This is a genomic window from Streptomyces sp. Je 1-4 4N24 (genome assembly GCF_026239515.1).
In the GTDB taxonomy this organism is placed as follows: Bacteria; Actinomycetota; Actinomycetes; order Streptomycetales; family Streptomycetaceae; genus Streptomyces; species Streptomyces nigrescens.
Map to the genome: position 1 here is coordinate 3,653,472 of NZ_CP110836.1, position 18,263 is coordinate 3,671,734.

Annotated in this window: 16 protein-coding genes and 1 pseudogene; 6 read left to right on the forward strand and 11 right to left on the reverse strand. The window is 71.3% G+C overall.

What is annotated here, in order from left to right; all coding sequences use genetic code 11:
• Window positions 1-137: 137 nt before the first annotated feature.
• The 9 genes from SLV14N_RS15560 to SLV14N_RS15600 form a co-directional block, all read right to left on the reverse strand.
• Window positions 138-767: a TetR/AcrR family transcriptional regulator gene (locus tag SLV14N_RS15560; protein WP_208681428.1), complete on the reverse strand. Its 630-nt coding sequence runs from the start codon at window positions 765-767 to the stop codon at window positions 138-140.
• Window positions 755-1,525, reverse strand: a complete 771-nt coding sequence (locus tag SLV14N_RS15565) for an enoyl-CoA hydratase family protein (protein ID WP_263269710.1) — start codon at window positions 1,523-1,525, stop codon at window positions 755-757. The genes SLV14N_RS15560 and SLV14N_RS15565 overlap by 13 nt, the downstream gene beginning before the upstream one ends.
• On the reverse strand, window positions 1,522-3,111 hold the full coding sequence (locus SLV14N_RS15570) for a 4-coumarate--CoA ligase family protein (protein ID WP_263269711.1): 1,590 nt from the start codon (window positions 3,109-3,111) through the stop codon (window positions 1,522-1,524). Before SLV14N_RS15570 ends, SLV14N_RS15565 begins: the two co-directional genes overlap by 4 nt.
• A 103-nt stretch (window positions 3,112-3,214) precedes the next feature.
• Window positions 3,215-4,378, reverse strand: coding sequence for an acyl-CoA dehydrogenase family protein (locus SLV14N_RS15575; RefSeq protein ID WP_208681431.1), 1,164 nt, complete (start codon window positions 4,376-4,378; stop codon window positions 3,215-3,217).
• Between the two features lie 384 nt (window positions 4,379-4,762).
• Entirely contained in the window at window positions 4,763-6,682 is a 1,920-nt protein-coding gene (locus SLV14N_RS15580) for a biotin carboxylase N-terminal domain-containing protein (RefSeq protein WP_263269713.1), read from the reverse strand.
• A gap of 7 nt (window positions 6,683-6,689) precedes the next feature.
• Window positions 6,690-8,297, reverse strand: coding sequence for an acyl-CoA carboxylase subunit beta (locus tag SLV14N_RS15585; RefSeq protein WP_263269714.1), 1,608 nt, complete (start codon window positions 8,295-8,297; stop codon window positions 6,690-6,692).
• Window positions 8,294-9,997 carry an acyclic terpene utilization AtuA family protein gene (locus SLV14N_RS15590; RefSeq protein WP_263273170.1) on the reverse strand — a complete coding sequence of 568 codons (1,704 nt, stop codon included), beginning with the start codon at window positions 9,995-9,997 and terminating at the stop codon, window positions 8,294-8,296. Before SLV14N_RS15590 ends, SLV14N_RS15585 begins: the two co-directional genes overlap by 4 nt.
• Window positions 9,998-10,047: 50 nt before the next feature.
• Complete coding sequence (locus SLV14N_RS15595; protein WP_263269715.1) at window positions 10,048-10,851, reverse strand: TIGR03084 family metal-binding protein; 804 nt, start codon at window positions 10,849-10,851, stop codon at window positions 10,048-10,050.
• A 545-nt stretch (window positions 10,852-11,396) separates the two neighbouring features.
• Window positions 11,397-12,338, reverse strand: coding sequence for a DMT family transporter (locus SLV14N_RS15600; RefSeq protein ID WP_259670760.1), 942 nt, complete (start codon window positions 12,336-12,338; stop codon window positions 11,397-11,399).
• Window positions 12,339-12,473: 135 nt separating this feature from the next.
• Between SLV14N_RS15600 and SLV14N_RS15605 the strand changes: the two genes are divergently transcribed.
• From SLV14N_RS15605 to SLV14N_RS15615, 3 genes are all read left to right on the forward strand, one after another.
• The gene (locus SLV14N_RS15605; protein WP_208681435.1) at window positions 12,474-13,343 is read left to right on the forward strand and encodes a LysR family transcriptional regulator; all 870 of its coding nucleotides are present in this window, start codon (window positions 12,474-12,476) and stop codon (window positions 13,341-13,343) included.
• A gap of 79 nt (window positions 13,344-13,422) precedes the next feature.
• Window positions 13,423-13,884, forward strand: coding sequence for a hypothetical protein (locus tag SLV14N_RS15610; protein ID WP_263269716.1), 462 nt, complete (start codon window positions 13,423-13,425; stop codon window positions 13,882-13,884).
• Between the two features lie 192 nt (window positions 13,885-14,076).
• Entirely contained in the window at window positions 14,077-14,559 is a 483-nt protein-coding gene (locus SLV14N_RS15615; RefSeq protein WP_263269717.1) for a nuclear transport factor 2 family protein, read from the forward strand.
• A gap of 102 nt (window positions 14,560-14,661) precedes the next feature.
• Here the strand turns inward: SLV14N_RS15615 and SLV14N_RS15620 are convergent, their stop codons facing one another.
• Both SLV14N_RS15620 and SLV14N_RS15625 read right to left on the reverse strand, forming a co-directional pair.
• Window positions 14,662-15,069: a hypothetical protein gene (locus tag SLV14N_RS15620; RefSeq protein WP_208681438.1), complete on the reverse strand. Its 408-nt coding sequence runs from the start codon at window positions 15,067-15,069 to the stop codon at window positions 14,662-14,664.
• 405 nt (window positions 15,070-15,474) lie between these two features.
• Window positions 15,475-15,765: a hypothetical protein gene (locus SLV14N_RS15625; RefSeq protein ID WP_263269719.1), complete on the reverse strand. Its 291-nt coding sequence runs from the start codon at window positions 15,763-15,765 to the stop codon at window positions 15,475-15,477.
• 168 nt (window positions 15,766-15,933) lie between these two features.
• On the opposite strand from SLV14N_RS15625, the pseudogene SLV14N_RS15630 reads away from it, so the two are divergent.
• From SLV14N_RS15630 to SLV14N_RS15640, 3 genes and pseudogenes are all read left to right on the forward strand, one after another.
• Window positions 15,934-16,688: pseudogene (locus SLV14N_RS15630) on the forward strand (DUF6879 family protein).
• A gap of 10 nt (window positions 16,689-16,698) precedes the next feature.
• Window positions 16,699-17,550, forward strand: a complete 852-nt coding sequence (locus tag SLV14N_RS15635) for a helix-turn-helix transcriptional regulator (RefSeq protein ID WP_263269721.1) — start codon at window positions 16,699-16,701, stop codon at window positions 17,548-17,550.
• A 57-nt stretch (window positions 17,551-17,607) separates the two neighbouring features.
• Complete coding sequence (locus SLV14N_RS15640; RefSeq protein ID WP_263269722.1) at window positions 17,608-18,147, forward strand: DUF6879 family protein; 540 nt, start codon at window positions 17,608-17,610, stop codon at window positions 18,145-18,147.
• The last annotated feature ends 116 nt before the right edge of the window (window positions 18,148-18,263 follow it).

Below are 18,263 nucleotides of genomic sequence, written 5' to 3' on the forward strand. Positions count from 1 at the left end.
GCCTGGTGTGTGGACGTAAAGCGAAGCAGTCCACACACCAGGCCCCGGAGGCCCGTCACCGCACCCGACACCCACCCGCCCGCCGCAGGCGCAACGGCGAGGTCCCACACGGTGGGAAAGCCGAAAACGCGGGGCAGCTACCCGGAGGGACGTAGCTGGGAGTCGATGATCCGCGCCCACTCTTCGACAACCTTGGCCCGGCGGGCCGAATCGTCCGTGAGGAGATTCGCGAGGCCCAGGCCACGGGCCATGTCGAGCAGGCCCTGGACGGTCTCTCGGACACCGGCCACCGCCTCATCCGCGTCGAGCAGTGCCACCGCCGTGCGGTGGGCCTCCCGGCCGACGCGGGCCTCCAGGGCGGTGACCCGGTCACGCAGCTGGTCCTCGTCGGAGGCGGCCACCCACAGATGCAGCGCGGCGCGGAACAGCGGTCCCGTGTAGAGGCCGACGAGCTCCTCGACGATGACCCAGGTGCGGGCGACGGAGCCGGCGGGTGGCAGGTTGTGGGCGACCGCCTTGACGGCGCCCTGGCGCTTCTCCGCGACATGTTCGACGGCCGCCGTGAACAGGTCCTCGCGGGTACGGAAGTGGTGCTGGGCGGCGCCCCGGGAGACGCCGGCCCGCTCGGCGACCACCGCGACCGTGCTGCCGCTCCAGCCGCGCTCCGCCAGGCAGGAGACCGCGGCCTCCAGCAGTTTGAGCCGGGTGGCGCGGCTGCGTTCCTGCTGGGGCTGCTTGGGGCCGCGGGCGGGGGTCAGCGCGCCCATGCCGGGGCCCGTCGCTCCAGGAAGGCGGTCATGCCCTCGCGGGCCTCGGCGGAGCCGAAGAGCCGCGCGGACTGTTCGGCGAGTGCCTCGGTGTCGCGGTCGAAGGCGGCCAGCACCTGTGCGGTGACCAGCTTCTTCGACTCGGCCAGGCCCTGTGGTGAGCCCTTGCGCAGGCCGTCCAGTACGGGCGCGAGGCCGGTGTCGACGTCGGCGGCGGCGAGGGTGACCAGGCCGATCCTGGCCGCCTCAGCGGCGTTGAACTTCTCGCCGGTCAGGTAGTAGCGGCCGGCGGCCCGCGGGTCCAGCCGGGGCAGCAGCGGCAGCGAGATGACGGCGGGGGCGAGGCCCAGCCGGGCCTCGGTGAAGGCGAACGTGGCGTCCGGTCCGGCCGCGGAGATGTCGCAGGCTCCGAGCAGGCCCAGGCCGCCGGCCCGGACGTGTCCGGTGACGCGGGCGACGACCGGTTTGGGCAGCGCCACGAGGGCGCGCAGCAGCCGGGCCAGGCCCAGCGGGCCGTCCTTCGCGGTGCCCGAGGTGGCCTCGGAGAGGTCCGCGCCGGCGCAGAACGTGCCGCCGGTGTGGGTGAGGACGACGGCGCGGGTGGCGTCGTCGGCCGCGGCGTCGGTGAGCGCCTGGTGCAGTTCGGCCACCAGGCGGGTGGAGAGGGCGTTGCGGTTGTGCGGGGAGTCCAGGGTGAGGGTGGTGATGCCGTGCTCGTGGGAGCGCGGGACGAGGGGCGTCGCGGGTGCGTCGGTCATCGGGGCGTCGAGCTCCTTTCCCTGGCGCGCAGTTCGCGCCGCAGGATCTTTCCGGTGGTGGCGCGCGGCACGCTGGCCAGGAATTCCACGCGGCGCACTTTCTTGTACGGGGCGACCTGTCCGGCAACGTACGCGATCACCTCGTCCTCGCTCAGCCGGGCCCCCCGCTGCCGGACCACGAACGCCTTGGGTACCTCGTTGCCGTCGTCGTCCTCGACGCCGATGACCGCGGCGTCGGCGATCGCGTCATGTCCGAGCAGCAGCGCTTCGAGATCGGCGGGGGCGACCTGGTAGCCCTTGTACTTGATCAACTCCTTGACGCGGTCGACGACATGGAGCCAGCCGTCGCCGTCGGTCCGCCCGATGTCGCCGGTGTGCAGCCAGCCCTCGGGGTCGATCATCGCGTCGGTCTCGGCGGGCCGTCCCAGATAGCCCTTCATGACCTGGGGGCCGCGGATGAGGATCTCGCCGCTCTCCCCCGGTCCCACGTCCTCGCCGGTCTCCAGGGACACCAGGCGCATCTCGGTGTTGGGGATCAGCTTGCCGACGGCGCCCGGCGGCGGGTTCGGTGTGTCGAGGGGGACGCAGTGGGTGCCTGGGGACAGCTCGGTCATGCCGTACGCCTGGAGCACCGGCGGGAGGCCGAGCCGGCGGGAGCAGGCCGCGGCCAGTTCGGCGTCCAGGGGTGCCGCGGCGGAGACCAGGTAGCGCAGGGAGGAGAGGTCGTAGTCGGCGACCAGGGGGTGTTTGGCGAGGGCGAGGACGATCGGGGGTGCCACGTAGACGGCCGTGATGCGGTGCTGCTCGATGGCGGTGAGGAATTGCTTCAGGTCGAAGCGGGGCAGGACGACGACGGTGACGCCGTTGCGCAGCGGGGCGTTCATCAGGGCGGTCAGCCCGTAGATGTGGAAGAACGGCAGCACGGCCAGCACCCGGTCGTCGGGCCCGTTGGAGACCAGCGGGGCTAGCTGGGCGAGGTTGGTGGCGATGCTGCGGTGGGTGAGCATCACGCCCTTGGGAGTGCCGGTGGTGCCGGAGGAGTAGGGCAGTACGGCCAGGTCGTGGGCCGGGTCGAGGGTGACGGACGGTTCCGGTCCTGTGCAGGCCGCCAGGTCGAGGACGGAGCGGTGGCCGGCGGCCCGGTCGCAGACGAGGATCTCGGCGACACCGCCGGCCCGTTGTGCGGCGGTGCGGGCGGTCTCCAGCAGCGCCGACACGGTCACGATCCAGCGGGCGCCCGAGTCCTGGAGCTGTTTGGTGAACTCGCCCTCGGTGGCGAGCGGATGGACGGTGGTGACCGCCGCCCCGCAGTGCGAGGCGGCGTAGCACACGGCCGGGAAGAGCACGGTGTTCGGGCTGTGCAGGGCCAGCACGTCACCCTTGCGGAGCCCGGACGCTGCCAGGCCGGCCGCGATCCGTCGGCTGCGGCGGTCCAGTTCGGCGTAGCTGACGGTGGCGCCGTCGAGGCCGTCGATCAGTGCGGGCCGGTCGCCGTACTCCGCCGCCCGCCCGAGGACGGCCTCATGGATCGGCAGCTCTACGGGCGCGACGTCGGCGTACTCGCTGTGGAACACGTGGAACACCATGCCTGGGCCTTCCCTTCACGGGGGTACGGCGGGCGGGGCGGGTGCGGAGCCGCCCCTCCGGCCGGGGCGGGCCGCCCGGCCGGCACGGTCAGCATCCCGTTTCTCAGTACGACTTGGGCAGCCCCAGGGACTGGTGCGAGACAAAGTTGAGGATCATCTCGCGGCTGACCGGCGCGATCCTCGCCACCCGGGCGGCGGTGATCATCGAGGCGAGGCCGTACTCCTGGGTGAGGCCGTTGCCGCCGAGGGTGTGGACGGCCTGGTCGACGGCGTGCACCGCGGCCTCGGCCGCCGCGTACTTGGCCATGTTGGCGGCCTCGCCCGCGCCCATGTCGTCGCCCGCGTCGTAGAGATGCGCGGCCTTCTGCATCATCAGCCGGGCGAGCTCCAGCTCGATATGAGCCTGGGCGAGCGGGTGGGCGAGGGACTGGTGGGTGCCGATGGGCTCCTTCCACACCTGGCGGGTGCGGGCGTAGTCGACGGCCCGGCCGAGGGCGTAGCGGCCCATGCCGAGGGCGAAGGCGGCGGTCATGATCCGCTCCGGGTTGAGCCCGGCGAACAGCTGGAGCAGCCCGGCGTCCTCGTCACCGACCAGCGCCTCGGCGGGCAGCCGCACCTCGTCCAGGGTCAGCTCGAACTGCTTCTCCGGGGCGGACAGTTCCATCGCGATGGGGCTGCGGCCGAAGCCGGGGGTGTCGCGCGGCACGATGAACAGGCAGGGCTTGAGGCGGCCGGTGCGGGCGTCCTCGGTGCGGCCGACGATCAGGGTGGCGTCGGCGATGTCGACGCCCGAGATGAAGACCTTGCGGCCGTTGAGGACCCAGTCCCCGCTGTCCTTGCGGGCGGTGGTGGTGATGCGGTGCGAGTTGGAGCCGGCGTCCGGTTCGGTGATGCCGAAGGCCATCTTGCGGGAGCCGTCGGCGAGGCCCGGGAGCCAGGTGCGCTTCTGCTCCTCGGTGCCGAACCGGGCGAGGACCGTACCGCAGATGGCGGGCGAGACGACCAGCATCAGAAGTGGACAGCCGGCGGCGCCCAACTCCTCCAGGACGATGGAGAGTTCCACGATGCCGCCGCCTCCGCCGCCGTGCTCCTCGGGGAGGTTGACGCCGAGGTAGCCGAGTTTGGCGGCCTCCGCCCAAAGTTCGTCGGTGTGGGCGCCCTCGGCCACGACGCGGGCGAAGTATTCGCGGCCGTAGCGGTTGCCGAGTGCGGCTACCGCCGCACGCAGGGCGCGGTGTTCCTCGGATTCGATGGTCGGGGTGCCCATGGGGTCTCCTCGGGGGTCGTCAGTTGCGGTGCGATTCGCTGCCGGGGGCGGTGCGTTTCGCTGCCGGCGGCGGTGTGTTTCCGGCTTCGGGTGCGTTGCCGGGTGCGGCGCCGTTTCCCGCCTTCGGCGGTGGAGGGGGGTTGTGGGGTGGGGGTCCAGGTGGGTGGGCGGTGTCGGGGCCTCCGGGGCGGGGTGTCGGACTGCTGCGCCTTACGCTCCGCTGCGCTCCGCCTTTGCTCTTTCTTGGAGCCTTCGGAAGCAAAGCCCCACACCCCGCCCCTCCGGCCCCGCCACCTCGCGTCTCGTGGCGTCCCCCACCCCGGTGGGGGAAGTGGCATAAGCACGGTGGGGCGAAGGCAGGAAGAGGCGCCCGGGTGGCTCTGGTCAGTCCGTGACGACAGCCAGGAGGGTGCCCACTTCGACCTGCTGGCCCGGGTGGACGGGGAGTGTGGTGAGGGTGCCTGCGGAGGGGGCGGTGATCTTGTGCTCCATCTTCATGGCCTCCAGCCACAGCAGCGGCTGGCCGGCCTCGACCGGGTCGCCCTCGGTGAGGCCCGTCGCGATCCGTACGACGGTGCCGGGCATCGGCGCCAGGAGGGAGCCGGGCTCCGTACGGGCGGTGGGGTCGGGGAAGCGGGGCAGTGCGGTGAAGGCGTGGGAGGTGGGCGTGGTGGCCCCGCCCGGGGCCGGTGGGGCGTCGACATGGACGCGGTCGCCGTAGCGGGCGATCGCGAACGGGCGCCGCAGTCCGTCGTTTTCGAGCACGACCCGGTCCGGCCCGAGGGCGAGCAGCCGTACGCCGGGGAAGTCCTCGGCCCGCAGTCCGTCCCGGCCGAGCCGGTAGCGGATGGTGTGCTCGGTGCCTCCGCAGGCGTAGGTCTTGACCTGGGGTCCTGAGGGGACGTTGCGGAAGCCGCCGAAGCGGGAGCGGCCGTGTGCGTCGGCGAGGGCGGCGGCGAGGGCGAAGAGGGGCGCCCCGTCGGCGCCGGCCTCGGTCAGCTCGGCGAGGTGGCGGTCGTAGAAGCCGGTGTCCAGCGCGCCGGGGTCGGTGAACTCCGGGTGGCGCAGGGAGCGGACGAGCAGGTCGCGGTTGGTGACGGGGCCGTGGACGGCGGCTCGTTCCAGGGCGCCGGCCAGCTTCCGTACGGCCTCGTCGCGGCTCGGTGCCCAGGCGATGACCTTGGCGAGCATCGGGTCGTAGTGGACGCCGATGGTGTCGCCGTCGGTCACACCGGAGTCCAGCCGGACGCCGTCGGGCAGCGCCAGCCGGTGCAGGGTGCCGGTCTGCGGCTGCCAGCCGGCCGCCGGGTCCTCCGCGTAGAGCCGTGCCTCCACGGCGTGCCCGTGGGGCTGTGGGGGTTCGGGGTCCAGGGGGCGGCCTTCGGCGATGCTCAGCTGGAGGGCGACCAGGTCGAGGCGGTAAACGGCCTCGGTGACGGGGTGTTCGACCTGGAGGCGGGTGTTCATCTCCAGGAAGTAGGCCCGCCCGGTGCGGTCGACCAGGAACTCCACGGTGCCGGCGCCCCGGTAGCCGATGGCGCGGGCCGCCCGGTCCGCGGCCCGGTGGAGGGTGGCCCGCAGTTCCTCGGACAGCCCGGGGGCCGGGGCCTCCTCGATGACCTTCTGGTGGCGGCGCTGGAGGGAGCAGTCGCGGGTACCGAGGGTCCAGACGGTCCCGTGGCCGTCAGCGAGGATCTGCACCTCAACATGGCGTCCGCCGACGACGTAGGGCTCGACGAACACCTCGCCGTCGCCGAACGCGGACGCCGCCTCGACTGCGGCCGCCTTCAACTCCCCTTCAAGGGCGGCTAGTTCGGTGACCACGCGCATTCCGCGACCGCCGCCGCCGGCCGCCGCCTTCACCAGCAGTGGCAGATCGGCCTCGGTGGCCTGCCCGGGGGCGACGGGGGCCAGCAGCGGCACCCCGGCCCGGTCCATCAGCTCCTTGGCCCGTGTCTTGGAGGCCATGGCCTCGATGGCGGCGGGTGGCGGCCCGATCCAGGCCAGGCCCGCGTCGGCCACCGCCGTGGCGAATCCGGCGTTCTCGGAGAGGAAGCCGTAGCCGGGGTGGACCGCGTCGGCGCCCGCGGCCTGTGCGGCCCGCACCAGCAGATCGCCGCGCAGGTAGGTGTCGGCGGGGGCGTTGCCCGGGAGCCGTACGGCGGTGTCGGCCTCCCGTACGTGCGGGGCGCAGGCGTCCGCGTCCGAGTGCACGGCGATGGTGGAGATGCCCAGTTCACGGCACGTGCGGAAGACCCGCCGGGCTATTTCGCCACGGTTGGCGACGAGTACGGAACGGATCACTTCTGCCTCACATCCGGAAGACGCCGAAGCCGCCCCGCGCGCCCTCGACGGGGGCGTTGTGGAGGGCGGACAGACACAGGCCGAGGACGGTTCGGGTGTCGCGCGGATCGATGACTCCGTCGTCGTAGAGCCGCCCGGACAGGAACATCGGCAGCGACTCCGACTCGATCTGCTGCTCAACCATCGCGCGCAGCCCGGCGTCGGCCTCGTCGTCGTACGGCTGCCCCTTGGCCGCCGCCGACGCGCGGGCGACGATCGAGAGCACCCCGGCGAGCTGCTGCGGTCCCATGACAGCGGACTTGGCGCTCGGCCAGGCGAACAGGAAGCGGGGGTCGAAGGCGCGGCCGCACATGCCGTAGTGGCCGGCGCCGTAGGAGGCGCCCATGAGGACGGACAGGTGCGGGACCTTCGAGTTCGACACCGCGTTGATCATCATCGCGCCGTGTTTGATGATGCCGCCCTGCTCGTACTCCTTGCCGACCATGTAGCCGGTGGTGTTGTGGAGGAAGAGCAGGGGGATGTCGCGCTGGTTGGCCAGCTGGATGAACTGGGCGGCCTTCTGGGACTCGGCGCTGAACAGGACGCCCTGGGCGTTGGCGAGGATGCCGACCGGGTAGCCGTGCAGCTCGGCCCAGCCGGTCGTCAGGCTCGGCCCGTAGAGCGGTTTGAACTCGTCGAAGTCCGAGCCGTCCACGATCCTGGCGATGACCTCGCGGGGGTCGAACGGCGCCTTGAGGTCGCCGGGGACGATGCCGAGCAGCTGCTCCTCGTCGTACTTCGGCGGCGCCGCCGGGCCCGGATCGGGCTGTGCCTTGTGCCGGTTGAGGCGGGCGACCACCCGCCGGGCCTGGCGCAGCGCGTCCGGCTCGTCCACCGCGAAGTGGTCCGCGAGCCCGGAGGTGCGGGCATGCATCTCGGCGCCGCCCAGCGACTCGTCGTCGCTCTCCTCGCCGGTGGCCATCTTCACCAGCGGCGGGCCGCCCAGGAACACCTTGGCGCGCTCCTTGACCATGATCACGTGGTCGGACATCCCCGGGACGTACGCGCCGCCCGCGGTCGAGTTGCCGAAGACCACGGCGACGGTCGGGATACCGGCCGCGGACAGCCGGGTCAGGTCCCTGAACAGCGCCCCGCCCGGGATGAAGATCTCCTTCTGGCTGGGCAGGTCGGCGCCGCCGGACTCGACGAGGGAGATCACCGGGAGGCGGTTGGCGAAGGCGATCTCGTTGGCCCGCAGCGCCTTCTTCAGCGACCAGGGGTTGCTGGCGCCGCCGCGTACCGTCGGATCGTTGGCGGTGATCACGCACTCCACGCCCTCGACGGTGCCGATGCCGGTGACCAGCGAGGCGCCGACTGGGTACTCGGGGGAGGCGCTGCCCCAGGCGGCGAGCGGCGACAGCTCCAGGAACGGGGTGTCGGGGTCGACGAGCAGCTCGATCCGCTCCCGGGCGAGCAGTTTGCCGCGCTTGCGGTGCCGGGCGACGTACTTCTCCCCGCCGCCCGCCGTCGCCTTGGTGTGTTCGGCCTCGATCTCCGCCAGCTTCGCGAGCATCGCCGTACGACGCTCCGCGTACTCGGCGCCCGACGGATCGAGCCCGGTTCCGAGCACGGTCACCACAACACCTCCGGTATGTCCATGTGCCGCGAACGCAGCCACTCCCCCACGGCCTTGGCCTGGGGATCGAACCGGGCCTGCGCGGCGACGCCCTCGCCGAGCAGCCCGTCGACGACGAAGTTGAGCGCCCGCAGATTCGGCAGTACGTGCCGGTCGACCGGCAGTTCGGCCGTCTCGGGCAGCAGCTGCCGGAACCGCTCGACGGTCAGCTCGTGCGCCAGCCAGCGCCAGGCCTGGTCGGTGCGGGCCCACACCCCGACGTTCGCCGAACCGCCCTTGTCGCCGCTGCGGGCTCCGGCTACCTGGCCGAGGGGGCCGCTCCGGGTGGCCCCGGCGGGCAGCGGCTCGGGGAGCGGTGGGTCCGGCAGCCGCACCAACTCCTGGGTGCCGGGCGCGGGTTGACTGCTGATCCGGGTGCCGTCCGGCAGTACGGCGACATGCGGCACCCCGGCCGCGTCCACCGCCACCGCCTCGAAGACCCCGTACGGGGTGCCCTTGCCGGGCGGCGCGGTGACATGGAAGCCCGGGTAGCTGGCCAGCGCCAGCTCGACCGCGGCGCCGCTGACCACCCGGCCCACGGCGTCCTGGTCGGGGTCCCGCACCACCAGCCGCAGCAGTGCGCTCGCCTCCTCCTGGACCGCCGCGTCCTCCCGGTCGGTGCGGGCCAGCGTCCAGCGCACCTCGGCCGGGCGGTGCTCCGCCGCGTCGAGGGCCGCCTCCATCTGCCGCCGGACCAGCACGGCCTTGGCCGTCACGTCCAGCCCGGTCAGGACGAAGGTGACCTCGTTGCGCCAGCCGCCGAGCCGGGTCAGGCCGGTCTTGAGGGTCGGCGGCGGCGCTTCGCCCCGCACCCCGTCGATCCGGATCCGGTCCGGCGCCTCCTCCGTCAGCCGTACGGTGTCCAGCCGCGCCGTCACATCCGGCCCGGCATAGCGGGCCCCGGCCGTCTCGTACAGCAGCTGGGCGGTGACCGTGCCGGTGGTGACCGCGCCGCCGGTGCCCGGGTGTTTGGTGATCACCGAGCTGCCGTCGGCGGCGATCTCGGCGAGCGGGAAGCCGGGCCGCAGCAGGTCATGGGCGCCGAAGAAGGAGTAGTTGCCGCCGGTGGCCTGGGTGCCGCATTCGAGGACATGCCCGGCGACCACCGCACCGGCCAGCTGGTCCAGATCCTGCGGCCGCCAGCCGAAGTGGGCCTGGGCCGCGCCGCTGACCAGCGCGGCATCGGTGACCCGCCCGGTCACCACCACATCGGCGCCGGCCCGCAGACAGGCGGCGATGCCCCCGCCGCCCAGGTAGGCGTTGGCGGTCAGCACCCCCTCGCCCCACCCTCCGCGCGCCAGCAGATCATCGCCTTCCACATGCGCCACACGCACGGGCACGCCGACCTTGTCCGCCAACTCCCTTACGGCGTCGGCGAGTCCGGCCGGGTTCAGCCCGCCCGCGTTGGTGACGATCCGCACCCCGCGTTCGACCGCCAGCCCGAGGCCGTCCTCCAGCTGCCGCAGAAAGGTCCTGGCGTATCCGCGGGTGGGGTCCTTCAGACGGTCCCGGCCGAGGATCAGCATGGTCAGCTCGGCGAGGTAGTCGCCGGTCAGCACGTCCAGCGGCCCGCCGGTGAGCATCTCGCGCAGCGCGTCGAAGCGGTCGCCGTAGAAGCCGGAGGCGTTACCGATGCGGAGGAGGGCGGGGTCGGCGCCGATGGGGCGTATGGGGCCGGTGCCCTCCGCGAGGCCCGTGGTGCGACTGTCACTCACGAGGTGGCGGCCTTCCCGGACGGCTCCCGGCCCTTCCCCGGGGGCCCCGCGAACGCCTGCGCGATCTCCAGCCAGCGCTCCGCGTCCGCCCCTTCGGCCCGTACGGACGGCAGATCGGCCCGGTGCGCCCGCTGGGTCACCAGCAGACAGAACTCCAGCGCCTCACCGGTCACCCGCTGTGCGGCATCCGGCGGCCCGTACTCCCACACCGTGCCGTCGGGCGCCCGCAGCTCGACCCGGAACTCCTCGTCCGGCGGGGTGAGTTGATGCGTCGCATAGGCGAAGTTGCGGGTCCGGACCCCGATCCGGGCGATATGCCGCAGCCGTGCGGTGGGAGGCCGTACGGCACCCAGCGCATCGGCGACGTCCTGCCCGTGCGCCCAGGTCTCCATCAGCCGCGCGGTGGCCATCGAGGCCACGCTCATCGGCGGGCCGTACCAGGGCAGTTTCCCGCCCTCGGGCCGCTCCGCCAGCGCGCGCCGCAGCGCCTCCCGCCCGGCCCGCCAGTCCGCGAGCAGCTCGGCGGGCGGTGTGCGCGCACCGGCTTCGGCGGCCTCGTCAACGAAGGTGAGCGGTGCGGCGAGCGCCTCCTGCGCGGCCCGCGCGAACCCGTCCGGGTCCGTGGCCGAGAGCAGCGCCTGCCGGTCGGTCCAGGCCAGGTGGGCGATCTGATGGGCAACCGTCCAGCCCTCGGCGGGCGTCGGGGTCGCCCAGCGCTCGGCCGGCAGCCCGGCGACCAGTGCGTCCAGCTCCTCGCTCTCCGCCCTGAGATCCGCCAGTACGGCGCCGGGATCGGACACGCGACACTCCCCTCATCCACCCAACTGCCGGGGCAGCGGGGCGCATTGACAAACGGCGACGGCCGCGGCGGAGCGCTGCGGCCGTACGGGTGCGGTGTGGTGCGGGTGCGCTCCGAGCGTGGCAGCGCGACCAGAAACAATCAAGCACGCCTGCATGATTTTCTGGTCGGGCGAGTGGATGGAGACACCTCCGCCGGCCCGCCACCCGGCGGTCCTCGGCCGGTGCCGCGGCCTGCAGAGGGCCTGTGACGTCGAGGTTTCGCCTCGCCGTCGGGCAAGCCGGGTGCCGGTTCAGCCCAGGGACCGGCCCCTGGATCTTCCGTCGAACCGGCCTGATCTCACCGGCCGCGGCGACACATGACGTCGTCGGGAGGAGAATCCGTTCGCCCGGCCCGACCCGGCGCGGTGACGGCGGGGGCCGGCGCGGTGACGGCGGGGGCCGGCGCGGTGACGGCGGCGGGGCACGGCGCGCTGACGGCGGCGGGGCACGGCGTGAGGGGCGCCGGACCCCGCCGAGTCACCTCAGCCGTACGGGTGCGCCCGGCTCAGTGCGAAGCCGCCCCCGCGCTCCGTACCGCCCCCACGCTCGCGATCACGACCAGCCCGATCGCCAGCACCTCGGCCCAGCCCAGCGCCTGGTGCAGTACGAGGAATCCGGCGGTGGCCGCGGCGGCCGGCTCCAGGCTCATCATCACCGCGAAGCCGGAGGCCGGGAGCTTGCGCAGGGCGAGCAGTTCCAGGGTGTAGGGCAGGACGGACGACATCAGGGCGACCGCGGCGCCCAGCCCCAGCGTGACCGGGTTCAGCAGTGCGGAGCCCGCGCTGACGATGCCGAGCGGCAGGCTGAGCAGCGCCCCGACGGTCATCGCCAGCGCCAGTCCGTCCGCCTGCGGGAAGCGCTGTCCCGTACGGGCGGAGAGCAGGATGTAGGCGGCCCACAGCCCGCCGGCCGCCAGCGCGAACGCCGCTCCGGTGAGATTGAGCCCGTCGAAGCCCTCGTGGCCCAGCAGCACCACGCCGCCCAGGGCCAGCGCGGCCCACACCAGGCTCAGCAGCCTGCGGGAGGTCGCCACCGACAGGATCAGCGGGCCGAGGAACTCCAGGGTGACCGCGGCGCCCAGCGGAATGCGGTCGATCGCCTCGTAGAAGAGCGAGTTCATACCGGCCAGGGCGACGCCGAAGGCCAGCACCGTGGCCCAGTCGCCCCGCGTATGGCCACGGACCTTGGGACGGCAGACGAGCAGCAGTACCAGCGAGGCGACGACCAGCCGCAGCGTGACCACGCCCAGCGCACCGGCCCGCGGGAAGAGCAACACCGCCACCGACGCGCCGAACTGCAGCGAGACGATCCCGCCGATGACCAGCGCCACCGACCCGATCCGCCCGCGCGCGCCCGCCGCGCCGGCGGTCCCGGCCTGCGCCTCCGCCGTCAGCACCTCGGGCGAGGGCGGTATGGGGTGCGGCAGCCCGCCGTGATCGGCGGGCATGGTGTGGATGGGAGGGGCGGGGGTGGCGGGGGTCCCGCCATCGGGGCTCTCGGGCGAAGCATTCACGCCACCACGCTACGGCCCGCCCTTCCGGTCCGTGAAATGCCTTTTCCCCTGTTGTTATGCTCCGCACGCATGAGCATCGAGCTGCGTCATTTCCGCTGCTTTCTCGCCATCGCCGACACCCTCAGCATCACCCGCGCCGCCGAGCGGCTGCATCTGACCCAGCCCGCCGTCTCCCGCACCCTGCGCCAGCTGGAGCAGGCCCTGGGCGTCCGCCTCGTCGACCGTTCCACCCATCACCTCGCGCTCACCCCCGACGGTCTGTCCTTCCGCGACCGGGCCGCGGTCGCGGTGGCCGCCTTCGACCGGGCGCTCGGCTACGCCCACCACACCGCCTGGCCACTGCGGCTGGGTCATGCCTGGGCGGGCGCCGGTACGGACACCACCGCGCTGCTCCGCCGCTGGCACGAGGAGCACCCGTCGACCCCGCTCGAACTCCTCCGCATCGACGACCGCACGGCCGGTCTCGCCCGCGGCGAGGTGGACGCGGCCCTGCTGCGCGGCGAGGTCCGCGTACCGGGCCTGATCACCGAGCGGCTGACCACCGAACCCCGAGTGGCCGGACTGCCCGCCGACGACCCGCTCGCACAGCGCACCGCCCTCTCCCTCGCCGACCTGGCCGACCGCACCATCGCCGTCAACACCGTCTCCGGGATCACCTCCCTCGACCTGTGGCCGCCCTCGGCCCGCCCCGCTTCCACGATCACCATCGGGAACACCGACGACTGGCTGGCCGCCATCACCGCCGGCCGCGCCGTGGGCGTCACCACCTCCGCCACCGCCGATATGCACCCGCACCCGGCCATGGCGTACGTCCCCCTGACCGACGCCCCGCCCGTCCCCGTCGTCATCGCCTGGCGCGACGGCCCGGGGCACCCGCGGATCCCGGACCTGATCAGACTGGCTCACGAGGTCATGGGGCATCACCACGGCCGGCCGTGACGCACCACGGGCCGGAACCCCTGGGTGCCGCCCGCCGTCTTGGTCACCGGCGGATGCACCCGCAGGAGAGGGAGAGTTGATGTTCCGAACCGTGGCAGGCCCCAGGCCCCCGCACGTGGTGGAGATCGCCTTCCGGCTGTCGTTCTTCGTCGTCCTGCTCGACGTCGGCGGCTGGGCACTCGACACCTTCGTCATCCCGCCCACCGGATTCCGGGAACTGCGCGGCCAGTTGGGGTGGGCCGGGGCTGTGCAGCAGACCGTGGTCTCCGCCGGGGGGCTCGCCCTGGTCAGCGCGGCGCTGCTGCTGTGTGCCTGCTGGATGCGACAGGGCCGCAACTGGGCGCGGATGGCGCTGATCGCCCTGGGCGCCCTCTATCTCATGTTCGTACTCACCGACATCAACATGAACATGAACGTGCTCCGAGTCGATCTCTCGGTCGTCTACCGGTACCTCCCCGAACTGTGCACCGCCGCGATCGCCGTGGTGCTGCTCCTTCCGGCCGCGCGCAGCTACTTCACCCCGGCCGAGCGGACCGGCTGAGCACGGGGCTCCCGGCAACGGACGTAGGCGCACATCCGGCCCGGTGCCTGGGTGTGCGATACCCGGCCTCGGCCCGTCCTGGCCGAGTGGCGCCGACGGCACAGAGTTGCCGCATCCGGCGCATCCGGCCGACGCGAACGCTCTCGTCCTCGGCCGACGCCGTGGTCCGTGATCCCTCTCAGAGGAGCAGCTGTGTCCGTCTCCCCCGGCAACGACGACACCTTCGCACGACGCCTGCAGCGCCTGGAGGACAAGGAGTCCCTGCGTGCGCTGCTGATCCACGGCTGGCGGGCGCTGGACCGCAAGGCCTGGCGCACCTGGATCGAGTGCTGGGCCGAGGACGCGGTCCTGGAGTTCGGTCCGTGGCAGCGGGTCCACGGCCGGGAGGCGATCCTGGCCAAGGTCATCGAGGCCGAGGCGCCGTACACCAGCATGCAGCACCACCTCCTCAACACGGACTTCGAGGTGCAGGGCGACCGGGCGACCGGCATCGGCTACATGTGGTTCGTGGCCGTCGCCGACCCCGGGACGACCGCTTCGCCCTATGCCATGGGCGGCCCCTACGACTGGGAGTTCACCCGTGACACCGGCGGGTGGCGCCTGACCCGCCAACGGCTCGGCGTCTGGTGGACCACGGGTGAGGACACCCTCCACTCATTCACCACCGCCGACTAGCCACTGTCCGATGGTGCGTGCACCTGCCTCAACGCGCCCGCTCCACCTCTCTGACTTCCGTCCAGGGCAGCGCGGATCAGCTCCTTAGTGGGCTGCGGTGGACTACCGCAGCGGGCACGCGAGATCAGTTCGCACCCGGTGCGGACTACAGGCGATCAGATTCAACGAGAGGAACCGTCCCCCGCTCACCCACCAGCCCCCGACCCGGTCCTCACCGGCGGACAGGGCCCGTACGGTCTCCTCGTACAACGGCCTCGGCGGGTAGGAGCCGACGAAGAGCTCGACGTAGTGGTCGAGTTGCGCGTCGTACCAGTCGGCCGCCTCCTTCGGTTCCTCGAACGTCGCCTCGATCCGGTCGGCCGGCTTCAGCAGCCAGTCCGCACACTCCAGCGGCATCACCTGCGCGGACGCAAACTCCTTGTGGCCCGGTCGCCGATGAGCGTCCCCCGGCTTGACGAGAACGTCGCCGCTGCCGAGCCAGACGTAGGCGTGGTGGTGGGGTCCGGTCATCTCTCTCCCTGATGCGAACGCCTCGCTTGCGCTGGTCCGAACGGGCGGCCCTCGCCCGGGTAGCCGGACGAGGGCCGCCCTGCCCACGGACTACTGACGGCCGCAGCCTTGGCCGTCGCCGCAGCCTCCGTTGGGATTGCCGCCCTGGTTGTCGTCCTCATCGCCGCCGTACTTGACCGGATCGAGGCGATATCGCATGGTGCTCTCCTCAGGTGCTGTGTCGGCGCGCGGTCGGTCCGCGCGTCGTCGTGCACGTGCGAGGGCCCCTCGTGGGCCCACCCCGCTCCGGCCGTGTCCTGCCAGGGAATGGCGGCCGGGGCGGGAGTCTTCGTCAGCGCCGCCTGTGTAAAGGCCGGCGGTTCTACGGGCTGCCGTGCCGACGACGGGCCCGTTCATGCACCGCGCTTACGGCGTCACCTGGTGCCTCGCGCGATGGCGGGCGATCAGGACGCTGAAGTCGGTCACCTTGCTGAGATCCCGTTCGGATTCGGCCTGCTTCCGGCTGTGCTCCAGGTCTTCGCACTGGGGGCAGCGGTGTTCCGCCCGGACCTGCGTCAGCTCCACGAGCCGCAGCTCGGGCGACGCGTCGTCACGTTGCTGAAACGGGTGGGTGGTCTCGTCGGAGGCCGGCGCGTCTCGTAGGCAATCGGCTGCCTCGACCGGGTCGCTCTCACGCCGCTTGTCCGGTGTGGTCATGGACGGGACGTTAGGGACCCGCAAGCGGGCGCCGCCAGGAAAGTTTCTCGAAGTTTCGCGCGCCGCGACTGGGCTTTCTCTATTCTTCTTACGCAGCTGGGAGCACCCTGTACCGCCGGGCTTCGAGCCCCTGAATGCTGGACGAGTCAGTCCGAACGAAGGGACACGATCATGAGGCGACTGCGCTTCAACGGCACCGGAAGCGGCGGCGACGGATGCCCGTCCGTCCATGAGGACCTGGACACGGGTGAGATCATCGTGCACGGCCCGCCGCTCACCGAGCGCGACGACATCACCCAGCTCCAGCACCTGTCCGAGGGCGAGACGGCGATCGTCTTACCACGTACGTTGCTGGTTGACTTCGGCCCGAAGGAGGCCACCCGCGTGCCACGCATCATCGACCTGGTCGAATTTGGTCGGCTCTTCACCACCTTCAAGCACACGGCGTGGCGACTGGAGACTCGGCGCCGCTATGCGAGCGACGAAGACACCGAAACCTACGCCCAGTTCACCCGGGGCGAGCCCGTGGTGTGGGACGGCGTCGACTCGGAATGGTGCGTCAAGCGGCGGGAGCAGTCCGCGCTCGGGAAGCGCTTCGAGCGAGTCCGCATCGTCGACAACCCTCCGACTGACGGACAGCTCTGCTCGACAACGCGAAGCGGAACAGCGCCGTGGGCGAAGACATTCGCAACCTCTCGCGTGCCGACGCCGAGCAACTCCAGCTGCCGGAAGAAGACTTCTGGATCTTCGACTCCCGGCTCGTCGCCCTGCTCAACTTCGACGACTCGGACAACCTGATCGACGTCGAGCTGATCACCGAACCGGCCGCCGTCAACCGCTACGCTCAGGCACGTGATGCCGCGTGGCATTACGCCATCCCGTATCAGCAGTTCGCGGAAGCGACGCTCGCAGCACAACGGTGACAATGGCCCGGTGAGTACTGACTTCCAGCAGGCGCGAGAAGCCCTGGGCGACCGACTCAGGGAACTGCGCCACTCATGCCCTGAAGGTCGGCTCACCGGAGCCCAACTTGCCGAACGGCTTAACTGGCCACACTCCAAGATCAGCAAACTGGAGAACGGGCGGCAGACCGCCACCGCCGATGACCTGCGAGCCTGGGCAGAGGCCACCAGCCAACCGGAAGCGGCAGGAGAATTGACTTCCCGGATGGCCGCCCTGGAATCCCAGGTGCGCTCGTGGCGCCGACAACTCGCCTCGGGGCACAGAGCCGTACAGGACACCCACAATGCGGAACACGTGCGGACTTCCGTCTTTCACGCATGGCAAGGGGCCATGATCGTGGGGCAACTTCAGACAGCTGATTACGCACGACACATCTTCACACGCTATGCCAGCTTGCACGAGTCTCCCCGCGACACCGAGGACGCGGTTCGAGCACGCCTGCAAAGGCAAGAAGGTCTGTATAAGGCGGGGAAGAAGTACCGAATCATCATGTGGGAGGCGGTGCTGCACGCTCTGGTGTGCCCGCCCTCGGTGCTCGCCGCTCAGCTCGACCGCCTTGCGGGTGTCATCGGCCTCGACACGGTCGAATTGGGGATTGTGCCCTTCAGCGCACCGCTGAAGATCCCGCCGGCCAACGCCTTTTGGGTACTGGATGAGCGGGTTGCGATCGTTGAGGACTGGCACGCGGAGCTGTGGCTGGACGACGCACAGAGCATCACCACATATATGAAGGTCTGGAACACGCTTCAGAAATCGGCGGTCTACGGCTCCAAGGCGCAGAACGTCATAAACGGGGCCCGTCGAGCCCTCAACGCACACTGATTCCATGGAATTCAGAGAGCTCGCTCAGGGCTGAATGAAGCCATAGGAGGCCACCACGTGTCCACTCTCATCGACCGGAATGAGTTCAGGGAGCTTTTCAAGACTTTTGAACACTCGGCATGGCGCCTGGAGAGTCGCCGTGGCTACGCCTCCGACCGCGAGAACGAGACCTACCGCCAGTTCGTCGAGACGGGCACAGTGGCATGGGATCTCGATAATGAATGGTGCAGGAACATGCGTGCACAGACGGCGGCCGGAAAGCGCGTCGGCCGGGTGCGCATCGTCGACAATCCTCCGACTACCGGCCAGCTGTATCTACTCAACAACGCGAAGCGCAACTCAGCCACAGGCGAGGACATGCGCAACCTGTGGCGTGCCGACGCCGAGCGGCTCCAACTACCCGCCGAAGACTTCTGGATCTTCGACTCACGGTTCATCACCCTCTTGCATTTCGATGAGGCAGACACCCTCCTCCACATCGAATTGATCACGAAGGCCGTGGAGGTGATGCGATACGCCCAGGTACGCGACGCCGCGCTTCACTACTCCTCCCCCTTCGCGCAATTCGCGGCGCTGGTGGCTGCAGCCCAGGAGTGAGCGGAACCCGGTGAGCACGGACTGAACGAGCGGAACACCCTGCGGAAGTCCGCCGTCCACGGCACGAGTCACAGAACGTGATCACCAGAGCCCGACGATAGCCCTGTTCCCCACGA

Coding starts and splice junctions, on each gene's coding strand:
- SLV14N_RS15560 (WP_208681428.1), bottom strand. CDS start 767: ATGGGCGCGCTGACCCCCGCCCGCGGCCCCAAGCAGCCCCAGCAGGAA.
- SLV14N_RS15565 (WP_263269710.1), bottom strand. CDS start 1,525: ATGACCGACGCACCCGCGACGCCCCTCGTCCCGCGCTCCCACGAGCAC.
- SLV14N_RS15570 (WP_263269711.1), bottom strand. CDS start 3,111: ATGGTGTTCCACGTGTTCCACAGCGAGTACGCCGACGTCGCGCCCGTA.
- SLV14N_RS15575 (WP_208681431.1), bottom strand. CDS start 4,378: ATGGGCACCCCGACCATCGAATCCGAGGAACACCGCGCCCTGCGTGCG.
- SLV14N_RS15600 (WP_259670760.1), bottom strand. CDS start 12,338: ATGCCCGCCGATCACGGCGGGCTGCCGCACCCCATACCGCCCTCGCCC.
- SLV14N_RS15605 (WP_208681435.1), top strand. CDS start 12,474: ATGAGCATCGAGCTGCGTCATTTCCGCTGCTTTCTCGCCATCGCCGAC.
- SLV14N_RS15610 (WP_263269716.1), top strand. CDS start 13,423: ATGTTCCGAACCGTGGCAGGCCCCAGGCCCCCGCACGTGGTGGAGATC.
- SLV14N_RS15620 (WP_208681438.1), bottom strand. CDS start 15,069: ATGACCGGACCCCACCACCACGCCTACGTCTGGCTCGGCAGCGGCGAC.
- SLV14N_RS15625 (WP_263269719.1), bottom strand. CDS start 15,765: ATGACCACACCGGACAAGCGGCGTGAGAGCGACCCGGTCGAGGCAGCC.